At 50.3% G+C, this 19,277-nt stretch carries 16 protein-coding genes and 1 riboswitch; of the genes, 6 read left to right on the forward strand and 10 right to left on the reverse strand.

Going from position 1 to position 19,277, the window contains the following annotated elements; genetic code table 11:
- Together QEZ41_RS05095 and QEZ41_RS05100 are read left to right on the forward strand one after the other, a co-directional pair.
- Positions 1-780 (forward strand): lysophospholipid acyltransferase family protein, encoded by a 780-nt coding sequence (locus tag QEZ41_RS05095; RefSeq protein ID WP_289410310.1) that lies wholly within the window; start codon positions 1-3, stop codon positions 778-780.
- A 96-nt stretch (positions 781-876) separates the two neighbouring features.
- Positions 877-1,344 carry a flavodoxin family protein gene (locus QEZ41_RS05100; RefSeq protein ID WP_289410311.1) on the forward strand — a complete coding sequence of 156 codons (468 nt, stop codon included), beginning with the start codon at positions 877-879 and terminating at the stop codon, positions 1,342-1,344.
- 64 nt (positions 1,345-1,408) lie between these two features.
- Here QEZ41_RS05100 and QEZ41_RS05105 read toward each other — a convergent pair whose 3' ends face one another.
- The 3 genes from QEZ41_RS05105 to ahcY all read right to left on the reverse strand — a co-directional run bounded on the left by QEZ41_RS05105 (position 1,409) and on the right by ahcY (position 5,874).
- Positions 1,409-3,226: a DEAD/DEAH box helicase gene (locus QEZ41_RS05105; protein ID WP_289410312.1), complete on the reverse strand. Its 1,818-nt coding sequence runs from the start codon at positions 3,224-3,226 to the stop codon at positions 1,409-1,411.
- Between the two features lie 311 nt (positions 3,227-3,537).
- Complete coding sequence (gene metF, locus QEZ41_RS05110; RefSeq protein WP_289410313.1) at positions 3,538-4,383, reverse strand: methylenetetrahydrofolate reductase [NAD(P)H]; 846 nt, start codon at positions 4,381-4,383, stop codon at positions 3,538-3,540.
- A 90-nt stretch (positions 4,384-4,473) separates the two neighbouring features.
- Positions 4,474-5,874, reverse strand: a complete 1,401-nt coding sequence (gene ahcY / locus QEZ41_RS05115) for an adenosylhomocysteinase (protein ID WP_289410314.1) — start codon at positions 5,872-5,874, stop codon at positions 4,474-4,476.
- Between the two features lie 23 nt (positions 5,875-5,897).
- A riboswitch (S-adenosyl-L-homocysteine riboswitch) is annotated at positions 5,898-5,992 on the reverse strand.
- A gap of 167 nt (positions 5,993-6,159) precedes the next feature.
- On the opposite strand from ahcY, the gene QEZ41_RS05120 reads away from it, so the two are divergent.
- The gene (locus QEZ41_RS05120; protein WP_289410315.1) at positions 6,160-6,570 is read left to right on the forward strand and encodes a c-type cytochrome; all 411 of its coding nucleotides are present in this window, start codon (positions 6,160-6,162) and stop codon (positions 6,568-6,570) included.
- 6 nt (positions 6,571-6,576) lie between these two features.
- Here QEZ41_RS05120 and ligB read toward each other — a convergent pair whose 3' ends face one another.
- Positions 6,577-8,250 (reverse strand): NAD-dependent DNA ligase LigB, encoded by a 1,674-nt coding sequence (gene ligB, locus QEZ41_RS05125; RefSeq protein WP_289410316.1) that lies wholly within the window; start codon positions 8,248-8,250, stop codon positions 6,577-6,579.
- Positions 8,251-8,359: 109 nt separating this feature from the next.
- Between ligB and QEZ41_RS05130 the strand changes: the two genes are divergently transcribed.
- Positions 8,360-9,661: a ferredoxin reductase family protein gene (locus QEZ41_RS05130; RefSeq protein WP_289410317.1), complete on the forward strand. Its 1,302-nt coding sequence runs from the start codon at positions 8,360-8,362 to the stop codon at positions 9,659-9,661.
- Between the two features lie 97 nt (positions 9,662-9,758).
- Here the strand turns inward: QEZ41_RS05130 and QEZ41_RS05135 are convergent, their stop codons facing one another.
- The 6 genes from QEZ41_RS05135 to QEZ41_RS05160 all read right to left on the reverse strand — a co-directional run bounded on the left by QEZ41_RS05135 (position 9,759) and on the right by QEZ41_RS05160 (position 15,926).
- Positions 9,759-10,709, reverse strand: coding sequence for an adenosine deaminase (locus tag QEZ41_RS05135; protein ID WP_289410360.1), 951 nt, complete (start codon positions 10,707-10,709; stop codon positions 9,759-9,761).
- A gap of 2 nt (positions 10,710-10,711) precedes the next feature.
- Positions 10,712-11,506 (reverse strand): thymidylate synthase, encoded by a 795-nt coding sequence (locus tag QEZ41_RS05140; protein WP_289410318.1) that lies wholly within the window; start codon positions 11,504-11,506, stop codon positions 10,712-10,714.
- Positions 11,491-12,297: a prolipoprotein diacylglyceryl transferase gene (gene lgt, locus QEZ41_RS05145; RefSeq protein WP_289410319.1), complete on the reverse strand. Its 807-nt coding sequence runs from the start codon at positions 12,295-12,297 to the stop codon at positions 11,491-11,493. The genes QEZ41_RS05140 and lgt overlap by 16 nt, the downstream gene beginning before the upstream one ends.
- A gap of 8 nt (positions 12,298-12,305) precedes the next feature.
- Positions 12,306-13,091: a sulfite exporter TauE/SafE family protein gene (locus QEZ41_RS05150; protein WP_289410320.1), complete on the reverse strand. Its 786-nt coding sequence runs from the start codon at positions 13,089-13,091 to the stop codon at positions 12,306-12,308.
- A gap of 69 nt (positions 13,092-13,160) precedes the next feature.
- Positions 13,161-14,462 (reverse strand): MFS transporter, encoded by a 1,302-nt coding sequence (locus tag QEZ41_RS05155; protein WP_289410321.1) that lies wholly within the window; start codon positions 14,460-14,462, stop codon positions 13,161-13,163.
- 63 nt (positions 14,463-14,525) lie between these two features.
- The gene (locus QEZ41_RS05160; protein ID WP_289410322.1) at positions 14,526-15,926 is read right to left on the reverse strand and encodes a coniferyl aldehyde dehydrogenase; all 1,401 of its coding nucleotides are present in this window, start codon (positions 15,924-15,926) and stop codon (positions 14,526-14,528) included.
- A gap of 224 nt (positions 15,927-16,150) precedes the next feature.
- Here QEZ41_RS05160 and glyQ point away from each other — a divergent pair, with 224 nt between their 5' ends.
- Together glyQ and glyS are read left to right on the forward strand one after the other, a co-directional pair.
- A complete protein-coding gene (glyQ, locus tag QEZ41_RS05165; RefSeq protein WP_289410323.1) occupies positions 16,151-17,098 on the forward strand; it encodes a glycine--tRNA ligase subunit alpha in 948 nt (315 codons plus the stop codon).
- A complete protein-coding gene (gene glyS / locus QEZ41_RS05170; RefSeq protein ID WP_289410324.1) occupies positions 17,095-19,140 on the forward strand; it encodes a glycine--tRNA ligase subunit beta in 2,046 nt (681 codons plus the stop codon). The genes glyQ and glyS overlap by 4 nt, the downstream gene beginning before the upstream one ends.
- The last annotated feature ends 137 nt before the right edge of the window (positions 19,141-19,277 follow it).

A 19,277-nucleotide genomic window follows, 5' to 3' on the forward strand; every position in this document is an offset into this window, starting at 1 on the left:
ATGGTGATGTTTCAGGTTTTTAGAAATTTCTTGTTTTATAGTGTTCTCGCTCTGGTCACGCTGGTTTGGTGTATTCCGTCCGTTTTATTTGGGCTGTTTTTCCCTTATAAGCTACGTTACCGATTGATCGCGGTTGCCTGGGGTCGCACCACTATTTGGTTGGCTAAACATATTCTTGGCATTAAGTACCGCGTAACAGGAACTGAAAATATTCCGCAGCAGCCCTGTGTTATTTTGGCTAAACACCAGAGTGCCTGGGAAACGTTTTTTATCTCCTCGCATTTCTATCCATTAAGCCAAGTACTTAAGCGTGAGCTGCTAAGAATTCCTGTGTTTGGCTGGACCTTAGCTATGGTAAGACCTATTGCTTTGGACCGCTCACAACCCAAACAAGCATTGAAACAGCTGGCCCAACAAGGCCATGAGCGCCTAAAACAGGGTAACTGGATAATGATATTTCCTGAAGGAACGCGCGTCGCGCCCGGTAAAATGGGTAAATTTTCCCGCGGCGGTGCGTCATTGGCTGTTAATGCGCAGTTACCGGTTTTACCTATCGCGCATAATGCGGGTCATTTCTGGCCCAAAGCAGGCTGGCATAAAATCCCAGGTACCATTGATGTAGTCATTGGACCAGCCTTGTATGCAGAGGGTACAGGTTCGCGTGCGATTGCCGAGCTGAATCAACGTGCTTTTGAGTGGATTACGCAAGCACAACGCGACCTGGGCTCGTTAGATGATGAGGCTTGGCAAGAGTATTTAGACAGCCAAGTGCAGCGCTAAAAAAGAGCACTTCAGGTTACTAGTATAAAGTAGGGCATTACAGGTCTAAAAAACTGGCGTAACTTATTGGTTGTGTTGAAGTTTGTGGGGGGAGATATGACCAGTAAAAGCCTATTGATAGTAGCGCACACGCCATCGGGAAATACCGATTTGATGGTAAAAGCTATTTGCACAGGTGCACGTGAAGCTCAGGTAAATCAGCTAATTGTCAGACGCCAGGCTGCCCTCAGCACTACCGCACAGGATGTACTCAGTGCTGATGGGGTTATTTTGTTTACCCCAGAAAACCTGGGCTACATGAGTGGTGCGCTGAAAGATTTCTTCGATCGCATTTATTATCCCGTACTGGAGCAAAAGCAGGGACTGCCTTGTGCTGTAGTGATACGCGCTGGGCATGACGGCACAGGAACGCAAAAAGCTATCGAGAGTATCTTGACCGGTTTGCGCTGGAAACAAGCACAAGCCCCCTTGCTGTGTCGCGGTGTCTGGCGAGATGATTTTATCCAGTCCTGTGAGGAGCTGGGTAAAACCATTGCTGTGGGCATTGATGCCGGCATTTTCTAACCAGTGATCCAAGCCCTTTTTTAAATTAAACAATGCGGGCTCAATGAACCCGCATTTGTCTCGCTTAAGACTTGCTAAGCAACGCTGGACGCTCACGTTTGGAGTTGCTGCGCGCGTCGAGCTGATCAAGCTGTTCAAGACTGGGAAGTCGTTCACCTTTACGAATAATCAAAGGTGTATTGGTTGCTGCACGCTCCCGTTCACGCTCTACTGCAACATAAGCCGGTGTTGGATCAGCACTGACAAATAAAGCAGAGTCTTGTTGACGACGCCCTCTAGGTTGGTTACGGCCTGTATTGGGTTTGCCGCCGCGCTTAGGTGCTTGGCTTCGAGTGTTTCGTGCCGCACCCGGGTTGGCGGCTCTAGTTTGGTTAGCGCCTTGGCGCGTTCTATTGCCATCTTTATTTTGATACGGACTGACGTAATCCACGCGGTTACCGAAATTATCAATGGCATCATCTAAAAACACGTCAGGCGCACGGTCGGCGGGCAACTTAGGTTCAGCAGCGCGTCTAGGATTTGCTCTGCGGGCTGGGTTAGGACGTGTTGCGTCTTTGCCTTCTGGTTTTGCTTGGCGCTGAGAGGTTCTGGCTGTTCTGGCAGCTGGTTTTTCTGCTCCAGTTTGCTCTTCATTGCTGCGGCCGCGTGAGTTGCGTGGGTTACGGGTTTTGTTGGGTTGCTGCCTAGGCTTATCAGCTTGGTTGGCAGAGCTGCGACTGATTTCAGCGACTACACTGCTCAAATCAAAGCCAAGATAGTCGCCTTCTGGAAGCTCCTGCTGTGTCATCTGCTCAATGCTTTTCAGTAGACGTAGTTCGCTGGGTGCAACCAATGAAATGGCTTCACCCGCACGACCTGCACGACCGGTACGGCCAATGCGGTGCACATAGTCTTCACTGGTGGTAGGCAATTCATAGTTGACCACATAGGGAAGCTCATCAATATCTAACCCGCGTGCAGCGATATCAGTGGCTACCAATATACGGACTTGATTGCCTTTGAACTCTTCCAGTGCTTTGGTGCGTGCATTTTGGCTTTTATTGCCATGAATGGCTGCAGCCGGCAGACCGTTTTTAGTCAGGTACTCAGCTAGGCGGTTAGCGCCATGTTTGGTACGCGTAAAGACCAGCACCTGTTCCCATGCGCCGGCAGTAATAAGGTGGGCTAACAGCGCACGCTTGTAAGGCGCGGTAATGCGGAAAAAGCTCTGCTTGATACGCTCCACAGTTGTGTTGGGCGGCGTGACTTCAATGCGTAACGGGTTATGCAATAAACGATTGGTTAGCGCGATGATGTCATTGGAGAAGGTAGCAGAGTAGAGCAAGTTCTGCCGTTGCTGTGGCAACAGTTTTAAAATTTTCTTCACATCATGAATAAAACCCATATCCAGCATGCGGTCAGCTTCATCGAGTACTAGGGTGTCTACCTCAGCTAAGTCAACGGCTTTTTGGCCAATCAGGTCCAGTAAGCGACCGGGGCAAGCCACCAGAACATCGACACCTTTGCTCAGAATGCGGATTTGTTGTGCTGCACCCACGCCGCCATAGATACAAGCACTCGTCAGTGGTAGCTCACGCGCGTAAAGATTAAAGCTTTCATGCACTTGTGCGGCAAGCTCACGCGTTGGAGTAAGCACCAGTACGCGGACTTGCTTGCTTTTGGTTGGAACCCGTTGTGTATCGGGTTGGGCGTAAAGTTTTTGCAGTATGGGCAAGGCGAAGCTTGCTGTTTTACCCGTTCCGGTTTGTGCGGCAACCATTAAGTCTTTGTCTTGCAAAGCTGCTGGTATTGCCTGTTGTTGAACAGGGGTGGGTTCTGTATAGCCTGCTGCGTGTACAGCGTTGACTAAAGCCTGGGATAAACCTAAGGCAGAAAATGACATTGAGTCTTCCTATCCGCCGGCGACCCGCCGACTTTGGGGCGCATATTTAAGAGCATGTTCGACGGTGTTGTACACCCCGTTTCGCCGCTCTACCCTGCGCAAGGTAAAGAGCTATACGGCAGCCGTATGCAAAATTTGATATTTCAGCGATTAAGAAAAGATTTGCTAGTTGGATTACAGCAGCAAAGAAGCGCTGGGTTGTTATCACTGGCTAGACTGAACCTGCTATTTTATGAGACACGCTATTGATATACGTTGCCCCAAACTGAGCTGGGCATAATTAATTTGCGCAGCTCAGGGTATTGCCGTCCTTAGTTTTTTCTTAGCTGAAGATTATCCCAAACCGCTAAGCTTGGTTCCGCTTGGTTTAGCGTATAAAAATGCAAACCAGGCGCGCCACCAGTTAGAAGTTGTTCACACATCTGTGTAATGACTTCTGTTCCGAAAGCTTGAATGCTATTTGCATCGTCGCCGTAAGCTTCTAATTGCTTGCGAATCCAGCGTGGAATTTCTGCACCGCATGCGTCCGAGAAGCGTGCCAACTTAGTGTAGTTGGTGATTGGCATAATGCCGGGCACGATTGGGATATCGACACCTAGTCTACGCACTCTTTCAACAAAATAAAAGTAGCAATCCGCATTAAAGAAGTATTGCGTGATAGCGCTGTCGGCGCCAGCTTTGACTTTTTGTACGAAATTCTGCAAATCGGTTTCAAAATTGCGTGCTTGCGGATGCATCTCTGGATAGGCAGCCACTTCGATATAAAAGTGGTCACCTGTTTCTTGACGGATAAATTCCACCAGCTCATTGGCGTAGCGTAGCTCACCTTCGGCCATGCCCATACCCGAGGGTAAGTCACCACGTAGCGCAACAATGCGCTTAATGCCGGCTTCTTTATAGGTGTTTAACAGTTCACGCAAATCAGTTTTGCTGTCACCCACACAGGACATGTGTGGTGCAGCTGGGACTTGTGTTTCACTGTTGAGTTGCAGCACGGTGTTGAGGGTGCGGTCGCGGGTTGAGCCGCCAGCACCGTATGTGCAGGAGAAAAAACCGGGCTGGTAGTCGGCGAGTTTTTTCGCCGTGAGCAGGAGCTTTTCGTGACCGGCATCGGTTTTAGTGGGGAAAAACTCAAAACTAATACGTTGGCTGTTCATATTCAATCCTTTAGAAAACCTGATTGAGCACTGAGCGCAAGGACTCGGCGCAAGACGGATCCTGCGCCGAGCCCTTGTGCGGTTCTCGAATTAATAGCGATAGGTGTCAGGCTTGTAAGGGCCTTGGACGGGAACGCCAATGTACTCGGCCTGCGTCGGCGTCAGTTGGGTGATCTGCCCGCCAAAACCTTTAACCATCTCTAGGGCTACTTCTTCGTCGAGTTTTTTCGGCAAGACCTCAACGGTTAATGCGGCCGGCTTTTGCTCAGGGCTTAACTGGGCAAACTGACGCTTAAACAGGTGCATTTGCGCCAATACTTGGTTGGCAAAGGAACCATCCATAATCCGGCTTGGGTGACCGGTCGCATTACCTAGATTCACTAGGCGACCCTCGGCGAGCAGAATTAAATAGTCATCGTTCTGTGGGTCAAAGCTGCCAGCGCCGGTACGGTGAATTTTATGGACTTGCGGCTTAACTTCTTCCCATGCCCAGTTTTTGCGCATGAAGGCCGTATCGATTTCGTTATCGAAGTGACCAATGTTACAGACCACAGCACGTTTTTTCAGGGCCTTGAGCATAGGCGCATCACAGACATTAACGTTACCGGTGGTGGTCACAATCAGGTCGATTTTGCCAAGAAGTTGCGTGTCGATACCGGCATCAGTGCCGGTGTTAACACCATCAATGTAGGGGGAGACGACCTCGAAACCGTCCATGCAGGCTTGCATGGCGCAAATGGGATCCACTTCAGTGACTTTAACAATCATGCCTTCTTGGCGTAGTGATTGTGCCGAGCCCTTACCCACATCACCGTAACCAATAACCAGAGCTTGTTTGCCGGATAACAGGTGGTCAGTGCCGCGTTTGATGGCGTCGTTGAGGCTGTGACGGCAACCGTACTTGTTGTCGTTTTTGCTTTTGGTTACCGAATCGTTGACGTTAATAGCAGGTACTTTCAGCGTGCCTTTTTTCAGCATTTCCAGCAAACGGTGAACGCCTGTGGTGGTTTCTTCGGTAACACCGTGAACATTGTCCAACACTTCTGGGAAACGCTCGTGCAGGATGGCTGTTAGGTCACCGCCGTCATCGAGCACCATATTGGCATCCCAAGGCTGGCCATCTTTGAGGATAGTTTGCTCGATGCACCAAACGTATTCTTCTTCGGTTTCGCCTTTCCACGCAAACACCGGAATGCCAGCAGCAGCAATGGCCGCGGCAGCTTGGTCTTGGGTGGAGAAAATATTACAGCTGGACCAGCGTACTTCTGCGCCCAGCGCGATCAGGGTTTCAATCAGCACCGCAGTCTGGATGGTCATGTGGATACAGCCCAGAATCTTGGCGCCTTTAAGTGGCTGTTCGCCCGCGTACTTGTGGCGCAAGCCCATTAAGGCAGGCATTTCTGATTCGGCGATAATGATTTCGCGGCGGCCCCAATCGGCTAGGCTAATGTCAGCAACTTTATAATCGGTAAAACCGTTTGTAGCGCTCATATAGAGATCTCCATTCGTTTAAAATCGAATGGGCGCCGTTGTCACAGAGGTGCAGCAGAGCTGCTTGGGAAATCAGTGCGAGCCTGACAGAGAACCTGCTGCAGCGCCCCTCACACTGATTAAAATGCGCACAGAGTATAACCAGCTTGAGAAAAATTCCCAAGTAAAATGCATCGAGTGTTAATTTTTTTAACGCATACTGCTAGTCTCTGCGCTTTGTAATAACTGCTTTTCGTCAATTGAGGTAATAACGTGTTAAGAACCGGTGTCCTTTTGTTCATTTTTATGTTTCTAGCCGCGTGCGGTGGTGTTGATCCCAATTCGCCCCTAGGTAAGCGCAAAGCAGCGTTTAAACAAATGCTCAACGTCAGTGAAGATTTGGGCGGTATGTTGCGCGGGCGTATTAAGTTTGATGAGCAGGCTTTTGTCGAAAAAGCGGCACAGCTTGATGAAGTTTCACGCTTACCTTGGCAGTATTTTGAAGAAGCCCCTGATGCGGATAAAAGCTCAGCCCGTGATGATGTGTGGCAGGAAAAAGAGCGCTTCATGGAGCTGGCGCGCGAGTTAGAAGGCACTACCGCAAGACTAGTGCAAAGCACAGTGCAACAGCCGCTGAATCCAGATGTGTTGGCCACCCGCGTGGATTTGGTGGAAAAAGCCTGTGAAAACTGCCATCAAGAGTTCCGCGTATATTAATCCTGTTCAAAAACCATCAATGTGCTGCTCATGCAGCTGTTGAGCAATGCGTTGAAGCTCTGGATGGCTAAAGAAATCTATAATTTTTTGCGCGGTTATTGCTGAATAGCCGCGTTTTTGCCAATCAGTGCGGCTGAGCTGACTAAGTAGCTGCCAGTTGTCGTGCGGCAACAAAGTTAACTCATGAGGTACACCTAAAGCGCTGAGCCAAGTGGCAAAAGGCTGCTGACGTGCTTGGTTAAATTGCAGTGCTACATGCGCTGCTTTTTTTTGCGCAAAGCCCGGTGTTTGCTCTAACTCAGCCTGAGTTAGTGTTAGCCAATCAACTAAATGACTAATTTTTCCGGCGGCGATAAGCTGTTTCCAAGTGCCCTGACTTATTCCGCGCATGCCTAAGCCTTTTTTGCCTGAAAGCCAAGTGAGTCGGGCCACAAATTGTTGGCTGCAAGCCGCATCAGTGTGCCAACAAGAGAGGCTGTGATAGTGCTCTGGATTGGGTGCTTCAACGAGGCTACGCACAGGACTACGCCAGACCACTTGGTCTAGCTGGGGAATAGCATGGCCGGACAAGCGCACGCTTATATGATCGTGGATGCCTACGTCCAACTCCTGTAGGCGCTTGACTGAGCCAAGACTTAATCGGCGAATTATTTTGTTGTCTAGCTCAACAGGTTCCACTAGAGCGATAGGCGTAATACGACCGCTGCGGCCAATGGTAAATTCAAACTGTTTGATCTGGGTTAGCCCATGTGTTAACGGGTATTTCCACGCGACCGCCCAGCTGGGAGGATAGCCATGCTTAAGTTGCGCGGCTGGGCGTTGACCCTGACGAATGACCACGCCATCGCTGGCAAAGGGTAGCGCTGCTTGATACCAGTGCTGCCGCCACCGTGCTATATCAGCCAAGTTGGCAACTGCATGACTGTAGCCTTGTGTATCGGTAAAGCCGAGTGCGCTGAGTTCGGTTAGTCGCTCAGGCATGCTGTCTGGTCCATCTGGCCATTCCCAGACAAAAAGCCCAATCTGCTGTCCTTGTTGCTGGCTCAGTTCATGGCGGTTTAGCCAGCCAGCTACTGAGCTGCGTGCACTATGCGTGCTTGGTTGCGCTTGTCGGTGTTGTTTGAGCTTTTGGTAAAGCTCGCCCTGTAAATGCACTGTTGCTCGGTTCGTACGTAAACGTTTTGGAATAGCGTCTATGTGTTGTGCGTGATGTAACCAGTCTTGTCCAAAACGCCCATCGCCACGGCTGATGACCTGTTGCAGCTGACCCTGTTGGTAAACCAGGGTCACGGCAACCCCGTCAATTTTAGGTTGCACCCACAAGTTTTGTTTGTCATGCAGCCATTGTTGCAGTTGATTTTCTTTGAGTTTAGTTAAGCCGGACTGTTGATAAGTGTGGGAAACTCGATAACTGTCATGAGTGGGTAATGACTGCTCGTTAACGGCTTGTTGCGCGCAGAGCTGCCAGCTTGCAAGTTGCCCGTGAGCTTGATCATACAGCTCATCGTCAACGGGCTGTTGTCCATGCACAAAGTAAGCCTGATCCCAGTTTTTTATACGTTGAGTCAAGGCTTGGATTTCTTGTTGTAAGTGCAACGCCGACCAGTTAGGGCAGCCTGACGCCGCGTGTAAAAAAGGGGTAATCAGCAATAAACAACAGCCAGCCAGAAGATATCGCATATCTACTCCTCCATGAGTGCGAAATATATATCAACCAGTCTAGACCGTTTTTTAAGTTTCGCTTAAGCCAAGCCCATTAAGCTGTACCCATAAAGTCAGGAGGTGAATGATGAAAAAAATTATTGGTGGGGTGGTCGGGCTGTCGTTGCTGGCATGGTTGCTCACCCTTAGCACAGGTCAGTTAAGCAGCATGGATGTGTGGGTTTGGCGTAAACAGCTAATTTATTGGACTGGCTTGGCATCATTTTTACTGATGACGTTGATTATGGTATTGGCTGTGCGTCCGAAGTGGTTAGAAAAGCCCATGGGCGGCTTGGATAAAATGTACCAGGTGCATAAATGGGCTGGTATTTGGGCGGTGTCTTTGGCAGTGACGCACTATGGATTGAAATTAGCTAAGGATCCGCTGCTGTGGATATTTGAGCAGGGAGTTAAAGAGCCACGCTTAAAGAATTTCTTGGAAATATTTCGTGGTAGCGCTAAAGATCTGGGCGAGTGGGCGGTGTGGATTTTTGCCATCATGGTGCTGATCGCCTTATGGAAACGTTTTCCTTACCATATTTTTCGTTATCTGCATAAAGCCATGGCGGTGTTTTATTTAGTGATTGTTTTTCATAGCATAGTACTGACGCCAACTCAGTGGTGGTTGCAACCAGCTGGGGTGTTGGTGGCGCTGGCTGCTGTGATAGGTGCGTACTGCGCATGGCTGTCCTTAACTGGCACTATTGGCCGCAGCCGTACCTATGCAGGGCATGTTTTGACGGTTAAGAAATATGATGCCGACACCTTTGAGTTGACCTGTCAGTTACCCGCATCTTGGCGGCACCAAGCAGGGCAGTTCGCTTTCTTACGCTTTGCTGGGCTGAGCGAGCCGCACCCTTTTACCATTGCCAGTGCTGATCATGCGGACGGACAGGTGCGTTTTTCTATTAAAGCCTTAGGAGACTACACCGCTGATTTAGCCCGCACTATTGAGATTGGCCAACAGGTACAGGTGGAAGGCCCCTACGGTAACTTTACCTTGCCAAAAGCTAGGGCTGGGCGCGAGCAGATTTGGATTGCTGGTGGTATTGGGGTTACCCCCTTTATTGCTTGGCTGGAGGCTTTGCAGCAACAGCCCGACAAAGCACCTAAAACGCGCCTGTATTACTGCGTGAATAACGCGCAAGAAGGTGTATTTGCTGAGCGGTTGCAACAGCTGTGCGCGCACCTGCCGAACATTAAACTGCACATCCATTACAGCGATGATGAGGGTTTTCTGACAGCGGATAAAATTTTTGCTGGCTGCGGGCAGGATGTACGAGTATGGTTTTGTGGGCCTTATGGGTTTTCACAGGCTCTGCGCAATGGCATGCGCAAGCTGGGTCTAAGTACCAGACACTTCCATCAGGAAGCCTTCCAAATGCGTTAGTCGTGTTATGACAGTAACAAATTCCTCAAAGCTTTCCGCCTCGTTGTTTAGAGGCGGTTTTTTTATGTCTTGACGATAGGGATTGGCGAGATGAGTTTTAGGGTGCCAAGCGTGCTTTAAAGCTGTTTTCAGATAAGCGTTCGGCTTGCTCATGCGACATATCCAGTGCTTGGTGTAAGACAGCGAAGTTTTCCGTCATATAGCCACCAAAATACGCCGGATCATCCGAGTTAACGGTAACCAGCGCGCCCTGCTCTAGCATTTTGAGAATGGGGTGTTCGCTCATGTTTCCATAAACTTTAAGTTTGGTGTTGGACAGTGGGCAGACCGTGAGCGGAATTTGTTCGTCAATCAGACGTTGCATCAGCCGCTGATCTTCCCAAGCACGCACACCATGGTCGATACGGCTAACTTTAAGCAAATCCAGTGCTTGCCAAATATACTCAGGCGGGCCTTCTTCACCGGCATGGGCAACCGCCAACAAGCCTTCAGCACGGGCTTTGGCGAACACATTCACGAATTTGCTGGGCGGATGGTCCATTTCAGAGCTATCCAAGCCGACGGCAAAGAACAAATCACGAAACGCCATCGCTTGCTTTAGGGTAGCAAAGGCATCTTCCTCAGAGAGGTGGCGTAAAAAGCACAGTATCAAGCCGCTGCTAATACCCATTAAATCCCGTGCATCGGCCAGGGCTTCACTGATACCAACAATGGCCGTTTCCATGGCGATGCCGCGTTGGGTATGGGTTTGCGGATCAAAAAAAGGTTCCACGTGGAGCACGTTTTGTGCTTCACAGTGTTGGAGGTAAGCAATAGTCAGGTCGTAAAAGTCCTGCTCGGTTTGCAATACATGAGCGCCCTGATAATAGAGATCGAGAAACTCTTGTAGGTTATTGAACTGATAGGCTTGGCGAGCTTGCTCAACTGAGCTCCATGGCAATTTGATTTTGTTGCGCTCAGCCAGCTTAAACATGAGCTCAGGCTCAAGTGTGCCCTCTAAGTGCACATGCAGTTCTGCTTTGGGTAAGGCGTTGAGCCAGTCGTACATTGTCATACCGCCACCGGTGCTTTGATATGCGGGTGCGCTTGATAATCACAGAGCTCAAAATCTTCAAACTTGAAAGCGAAAATATCTTTTATGGCTGGATTAATTTTCATCGTGGGTAGCGCGTAAGGCGTGCGGCTGAGTTGCACTTCAACTTGCTGCATATGATTGGAGTACAGGTGGCAATCACCACCCGTCCAAATAAATTCGCCCAGCTCTAAGTCACAAACTTGCGCGATCATCATGGTAAGCAGCGCATAGCTGGCAATGTTAAACGGCACGCCAAGGAAAATATCGGCTGAACGTTGATACAGCTGGCAACTGAGCTTGCCATCGGCCACATAAAACTGAAACAGCGCATGACAGGGTGGCAGCGCCATGTCGTCGACTAGCGCTGGATTCCACGCACTGACAATCAGGCGGCGCGAGTCTGGATTGGTTTTGATGGCGTGGATAAGATGACTGATTTGGTCAATCGACTCGCCATTAGGGGCAGGCCAGTTACGCCACTGATAGCCGTACACCGGACCTAAATCACCGTTCTCATCCGCCCATTCGTCCCAAATTCGCACGCCATTGTCTTGCAGGTATTTGATATTGGTGTCGCCCTGCAAAAACCACAGCAGTTCATGGATAATGGAGCGCAGATGGCATTTTTTGGTGGTGACTAGGGGGAAGCCAGCGGTTAAATCAAAGCGCATCTGGTAGGCAAACACACTGCGTGTTCCTGTGCCAGTGCGATCGCTTTTGTCTATGCCTTCATCACGCACATGGCGCATTAGGTCTAAGTATTGTTGCATGCTGCTGTCTCCTGACGTCGATACGCCCAAACCACCAAGCCGATTCCACCGATAATCATCGGCAGACACAGAACCTGTCCCATGGTTAGCCAATCGAAGGCCAAGTAACCTAGCTGTGCATCAGGCACGCGGACAAATTCAACGATAAATCTAAACAGGCCATAGCACAGCGCAAACATACCTGACACCGCCATCATGGGGCGCGGTTTGCGCGAATACAGCCAAAGAATGACAAACAGGGCAACGCCTTCCAGAGCAAACTGATACAGCTGCGAAGGGTGGCGCGCCAGCTGGGCCGGATCCGTGGGGAAAACCATCGCCCAAGATACATCGGTTGCCTTGCCCCAGAGTTCGGCGTTAATAAAATTACCGATGCGCCCAGCGCCTAAGCCGATTGGAACCAAGGGAGCAATAAAATCCATCAGCGCAAAAAAAGGTTTGTTCTGTTTACGTGAGAACCACCAGACCGCTAACAAGACGCCTAAAAAACCGCCATGAAAGGACATGCCGCCTTCCCAGATGCGCAAAATCAACGCTGGATTAGCAATATAAGCCGCCAAATCGTAAAACAATACATAGCCCAGCCGCCCACCGGCAATTACGCCCAGCGCGCACCAAAACACCAAGTCAGACAGGGTGTCTTTGCTCCAACTGGGATCAAATTGATTAAGCCTTTGTTTAGCCAGCCACCAAGCACTGCCAATACCAAACAGGTACATCAGACCGTACCAATGAATTTTTAATGGGCCCAGCGCGATAGCTACAGGGTCTATATTGGGGTATGCCAGCATAAAAAGTCTTAACCTAGTAAGAAGTTAGCGCCGATTAACAGCAGCATTAGAGAAAACATTTGCTTGAGGCGTTTGGGGTTTAAACGGTGCGCAAGTTTAGCACCGACACGTGCAAAGAACATAGAAGTGGCCGCGATTCCGACCAGTGCCGGCCAGTAAACAAAGCCCGAACTCCAGGCGGGTAAGCCCTCAGCGCTCCAGCCGGTCACGGCATACGAAAAAGCACCAACCAGAGCAATCGGAAAGCCGCAAGCCGCCGAGGTGGCAACGGCTTTTTGAATCGGCACACTGCGCCACAGTAAAAAAGGCACGGTTAATGAACCTCCAGCGATACCAAAAATAGCTGAAGCCCAACCGATGACGCCGCCGGCGCTGATCAATTCAGGTGCTTGAGGCGGTGGAAGGCTGGCTTTGGGCTTAAATTCCAGCGCCATTTGTAGCGCCATAATAATGGCAAATACACCGATAATTTTTTGCAGCACAGGACCTTGGATATAAGCCGCGGTAATAGCACCTAAAACAGTGCCAATCAGCACGCCTACCGTAATAAAACGTACCAGAGGCCAAAGAATGGCGGCATGACGCTGATGGGCAATAATAGAGTTAATCGAGGTAAAGACAATCACCGCCAGTGAAGTGCCAACCGCAATGTGGGTCAGCACCGTTGGAGGAACGCCCTGTGCTGTCAAGCTATAAACCAGAGCTGGGACAATAATCAGCCCGCCGCCCACGCCAAACAAACCGGCTAAGGTGCCAGACACAGCGCCCACGATTATATATAAAATAATTTCCATCAAAGGTATCGCCTGTGGCAGTGTTTAGTCTGTGCTTGCATAGAGTCCACAGGTCATATTAAAAGAGTATTAATAGTGTTGCTCTTCATTTTCTTCTGGCACATGCTCCATAGCATATTCATGCATTTGATTCAGTACATATTCTTCTTCAACACGCGGGTCAAGTGCAGCTACCAAGGGTGAGCTGGCTAAACCATCAGGCATAGCCAAGTGCGGCAAGGGTGCTTCTTCGACCAGAGTATCGCCCGTAATTACTTGTGGGCGAATTTTAATAGCAATGACCGCTGCACTTAAGCAGAAAAAAGCAAAGAGCATATTCGGGCCAAAGACGCGCATTAAACTACCGATCAACAAAGGACCAATGCTGGCGCCCAAACCGAAAATGGTTAACAGCACCGCTGCAAGAGAAACCCGTTTTTCGGCTGCGATATTGTCATTAGCAAAAGCCACCGCTAGCGGATATAAGCTAAACAGCAATGCGCAAGTGAGGCCGCCTAAGGAAAAGGTTAGCCAGATTGGCCAATCTGTATTCACCGCTTGTGGCATGGCAACAAATAACAACAGTATGCTGCACCAGCGGATAAGCTTGGAGCGGTCAATGTTATCCGATAAATAACCCAAAGGTGCTTGTACAAAGAAACCAGCGGCCACACAGACAGCCATAAACAAACCCACTTGCTGAGTGGGCAAGCCAATCCGCGAGGCATACAAAGGTGCTAAACCATAAAAGGAACCCACAATAGCGCCAGCGATAAGACTGGTGAACATGGAAACAGGCACTTGCTGATAAAAATATCTGGGTGACAAGGTCGCGGGTTTTAACGGTTCTGGGTGAATACGCTTGGTTAAAGCAACAGGTACCAAACACAGAGAAAAACACAGCGCCACTAGCAATAACAGCTGAGCTTCTAGGTTCGATAGCGACGCTAGCATTAATTGACCGATCACCGAACCTAGGTAAGAAGCCATCATGTAACCTGAAAATACCCTGCCACGCTCATCACTGTTACTTTGCTCATTGAGCCAGCTTTCGATGACCATATACAGGCACATCATGCCCAGACCTACAATCACACGCAGCAGTAACCACACCCAAAGATTATCAATCAAACCGTGTCCCAATACGGCTGCGGTAACCACGCCAGCGCTCGCGACATAAGCACGAATATGACCCACCTGAGCAATCAGTCGGTGACCGAACTTGCCGCCGGTAACCAAGCCAAGGTAAAAGCTGGACATCATGGCACCTACCCAGATACCACTGGCTCGGTCGGCCACATTGAGCGCCAAATAAGTGCTTAATAGGCCCGAACCCAACAGCATTAACAGGGTGGCAAAATACAAACTACGAAATGATTTCAATACAGACATGAACAACGCTTTATTAAGGTTTATGGGTAACGGGAAACGGAGGGTTCAAGCCGGCTTTGCAGGTTAGCGGCGCAAAAACAACCATTCGATAATACGCTGAAATCGCCCACCATAAGGGGGGTAAATTAAGCGCATCGGATTAATCCGTGATTTTGTTAATACGGCCTTGGCATGACTGAAGGTTAGAAACCCTTCGCGGCCGTGATAACTGCCTATTCCGGAAGAGCCGATTCCGCCAAAGGGCAGATCCGGCTGAGCGACATGCAATAAGGCTTCGTTGATGCAGGTGCCCCCAGCATGTGTTTGCGCCAGTATGTGTTGTTGTCGTTCTTTGTTGTGTGAAAAAAAATACAAAGCCAAAGGCCGCGGACGTTGCTGCACATAAGCCACCGCATCATAAAAGTCTTCATAGACCATAATAGGCAGCACAGGGCCGAAAACTTCTTCTTGCATAACGCGCATGCAATCAGTGACCTCGGTAAGCACCAGCAATGGCATATTACGTTCATGCGCTTGCTCTGCGTGCAAACTGGTGAGCTTAGCTCCCTTGATTTGTGCATCTTCAACCAACGCACGTAAGCGTTGTTGATGTTGCTGATTAATAATCCAAGTGCAGTCAGGGTTGTCGGCCAAGGTGGGTTGAAACCGCTGCAGCACTAAGCGCAGCTGCACAATGAATTCATTTAAACACTGTTTTGGCAGCAAGATATAGTCAGGAGCGACACAAAATTGACCTGCATTAAGCAGTTTAGCAAAAGCGATCCGCTCAGCCGCATCGGCCAAATTGGCACTTTCATCCACAATAGTCGGTGACTTACCGCCTAACTCCAAAGTGACAGGGGTAAGATTTTCTGCTGCCGCACGCATCACTTTCTTACCAACAGCCGTGGAGCCGGTAAACAACAGGTGGTCAAAGGGCAGTTGTGTAAAAGCCTTGCCTAATTGTGCATCGCCTAAGACCACGCTCACCAAATCTTGGGGAAATATGGACTGCACAAGCTGCTGCATAAGCTTGGCCGTGGCGGGTGCGTGCTCGCTCATTTTCAGCATCACGCGATTGCCGGCGGCCAAGGCACTGGTGAGCGGGCCAATGGATAAAAACACTGGGCTATTCCACGGCACGACAATGCCTACTACACCGACGGGCTGGTAATACACTTTGGCGCACGAAGGTTGAAATAACAGACTGGGCCAGCGTCTTTGTGGCCGCATCCAGCGCTTCAGATTACGCCGCGCATGAGCAATACCCAGCACGCTTGGCAAAAGCTCTACCATGCGTGTTTCATCGGCACTGCGATGGCCGAAATCCTGGCTGATGGCAGCCGCAATGGCATCCTGCTGTTTTATAAGCGCCTGCCGTAATTGCTCTAACCAGTCACTGCGCTCTGCCGCCGAGGGCATAGGGTTTTTGGCAAATGCCTGTTGCAGCCTAGTAAAGTGTTGGCGTAGTAATTCGCAGGTCATAGTTTAAATCCTTTCGCCTATTCAGCCCGTTACTTTGCGTAGTAAGGCTCGCCCAATGATGCGTAGTTTATTTTTAAGGGTTTTTGTATTGAGCATAAAGCAAAGGATATGGCAGGTATGTTGGCTTTTAGGTTAGTTGTTCAACCTTAGCGCACCTCACGTTTAAGCAAACTTTACGCTATACTTAGTAACTTTCTGCCATTTTCAACTCGTGGATGATCATCGTGAGCCAAATAACCCCCACCGTGCGCACCTTTCAAGACCTTATTCTTGCTTTGCAAAGCTTCTGGGCTGAGCAGGGCTGTGTGGTGTTGCAACCCTACGACATGGAAATGGGTGCCGGCACCTTCCATACCGCCACCTTTTTACGTGCCATAGGCCCTGAGACTTGGAACGCAGCTTATGTGCAGCCTTCCCGCCGTCCGACCGATGGCCGTTATGGCGATAACCCCAACCGTTTGCAGCATTACTATCAGTTTCAGGTGGTGCTCAAGCCCAACCCCGACAATATCCAAGAGCTCTATCTGGACTCATTGCGCCGCATTGGTGTGGATCCGCTGGTGCATGATATTCGTTTTGTCGAAGACAACTGGGAATCCCCAACCTTGGGTGCTTGGGGCTTAGGCTGGGAAGTCTGGCTTAACGGCATGGAAGTGACGCAATTTACTTATTTCCAACAAGTGGGCGGTGTGGAGTGTTATCCCGTCACGGGCGAGATCACCTATGGTTTAGAGCGTTTGGCCATGTATCTGCAGGGTGTGGATTCGGTTTATGACTTAGTGTGGACCGATGGCCCCTTTGGTGTGGTGACCTATGGCGATGTGTTCCACCAGAACGAAGTGGAGCAATCGGCGTATAACTTTGAACACGCCAATGTGGATAAGTTGTTTGAGCAGTTCGATTTCTTTGAAAGCGAAGCCAGCCGCTTAATGGAGTTGGAGTTGCCCCTGCCGAGTTACGAAATGGTGCTCAAGGCCTCACACACCTTTAACCTGTTGGATGCACGCCGGGCGATTTCTGTAACCGAGCGTCAGCGTTATATTTTACGTGTGCGCACTTTGGCGCGCGCCGTGGCACACAGCTACTTGCATGTACGCGCCAAACTAGGCTTCCCGATGGCGCCGGATCATTTACGTGATGAAGTCTTAGCTAAATTGGAGGCAGAACAATGAGTGCACAGGATTTTTTAGTTGAACTGGGCACCGAAGAGCTGCCACCTAAAGCCTTAAAAACCTTGGCGCAAGCCTTTGCCGATGGCATTAAGGCGGGCCTTAAACAAGCTGATTTGGCCCATGCCGAAGTCCAAGTCTATGCTGCGCCCCGCCGTTTAGCCGTGTGGGTGAAACAATTAAGCGCACGCCAAGCCGATCGCACCCAACGCATGGAAGGCCCACCGGTACAGGCGGCTTTTGATGCCGAAGGCCAGCCGACCAAAGCCGCGCAAGGTTTTGCGCGCAAGTGCGGTGTTGCAGTCGATGAGCTGGATCGCAGTGGCGCCAAGCTGAGCTACAGCCAACAAATTAAAGGTCAAGCGACAACTGATCTGCTGCCAGAAATCGTTTCGCAATCCTTAGATAAATTACCCATCCCTAAGCGCATGCGCTGGGGCGCACGCCGTGAAGACTTTGTCCGTCCTACGCAGTGGTTGGTGATGCTGTTTGGCAGTGATGTGGTTGATTGCACCATTCTTAGTCAAACGGCTGGTCGTCACTCGCAAGGTCACCGCTTCCACCATAACCAAGCGGTCGAGATTAAGCAGCCGAGCGACTATGTTGAGGCTTTGCGTAACGCAAAAGTTATCGCGGATTTCAACGAGCGCCGTACGCTAATTAAACAGCGGGTGGAACAGCTATCCGCCACGGAAAACGGCACAGCCATCATGCCCGACTCCTTGTTAGATGAAGTCACCGCCTTGGTGGAATGGCCCGTACCGCTGGTGTGCAGCTTTGAAGAACACTTCCTGCAAGTGCCACAAGAAGCCTTGATTATCAGCATGCAGGACAACCAAAAGTATTTTTGCTTGTTGGATGAGCAGGGCAAGCTGTTGCCACGCTTTATTACAGTCGCCAACCTAGAAAGCCGCGATCCGTCGCAGGTGGTCTCAGGTAACGAAAAAGTGATTCGCCCGCGCTTAACCGATGCCGAGTTCTTTTATCTGCAAGACCAAAAACAGCCGCTGGAAAGCTTTAACGAGCGCTTAAAGAACGTAGTCTTTCAAGCCCAGCTAGGCACTGTTTACGACAAAGCCGTGCGGGTAAGCAAATTAGCAGCGTTGATTGCCGAAAAAATCGGTAGCAATGCAGAGCATGCCGCGCGTGCGGGCTTGTTATCCAAGAGCGATTTGGCCAGTGAAATGGTCACCGAATTCCCGGAAATGCAGGGGGTTGCTGGTTTTTACTATGCTCGCCTGAATCAAGAGCCCGGTGATATTGCGCTGGCGCTGAACGAGCAATACATGCCCCGTGGTGCTGGCGCTGAATTGCCGAGCACCCAAACCGGTGCTGCAGTCGCGGTGGCGGATAAAATCGATACGCTGGTGGGGATTTTCGGTATCGGCATGTTGCCCACCGGCAGCAAAGACCCCTATGCCCTACGCCGCGCGGCACTGGGTGTATTGCGTATTCTGATTGAGAAACAGCTGGAGTTGTCATTAACCGAGCTGCTCAACGCATCAATCGAACTGTACGGCGATAAGATTAAAACAGACGGGCTACTAACCCAATTGCATGACTTTATTTTCGACCGCCTGCGTGCGCGTTACGAAGATGCTGGCGTGGATGTGGGTGTCTACCTAGCTGTGCGTGCGGTGCATCCTGATTCACCGCTGGACTTTGACCAGCGCGTAGAGGCAGTGCAACACTTCCGCAGTCTGACCGAGGCCGAGGCCTTGGCGGCCGCGAACAAACGTGTCTCGAATATTCTCGGTGATGCCGAGGCTGGCCAGGTACAGCAGCAATTGCTGGCTGAAGCAGCAGAGAAAACCTTGTTTGCCGCCCTACAACAGGCACAGCAAGATGTCACCCCGCTGGCTGCCGCCCACGACTACACCGGCATCCTCACCCGGCTGGCACATCTGCAAGCCCCGGTGGATGCGTTCTTTGATGACGTCATGGTCAACACCGACGACAGCGCCATCCGCACCAACCGCCATGCCCTGCTGGCACAGCTACGGCAGTTGTTCTTAACCGTGGCGGATATTTCACAGCTTAACTAAGCACTTAAGCCGTGGCGGGCAAGCTTGTTCGCCATGGCTGATGTCAGTACTTTCGCTGCATGCTGCAAGGATAAAATGAACAATAATCCAAGGAGCGAGTATGAGCATCTACAGCAAAGCAGCCGGTGCCCCGAGCT

Source organism: Thiopseudomonas acetoxidans, from assembly GCF_030362935.1.
In the GTDB taxonomy this organism is placed as follows: Bacteria; Pseudomonadota; Gammaproteobacteria; order Pseudomonadales; family Pseudomonadaceae; genus Thiopseudomonas; species Thiopseudomonas acetoxidans.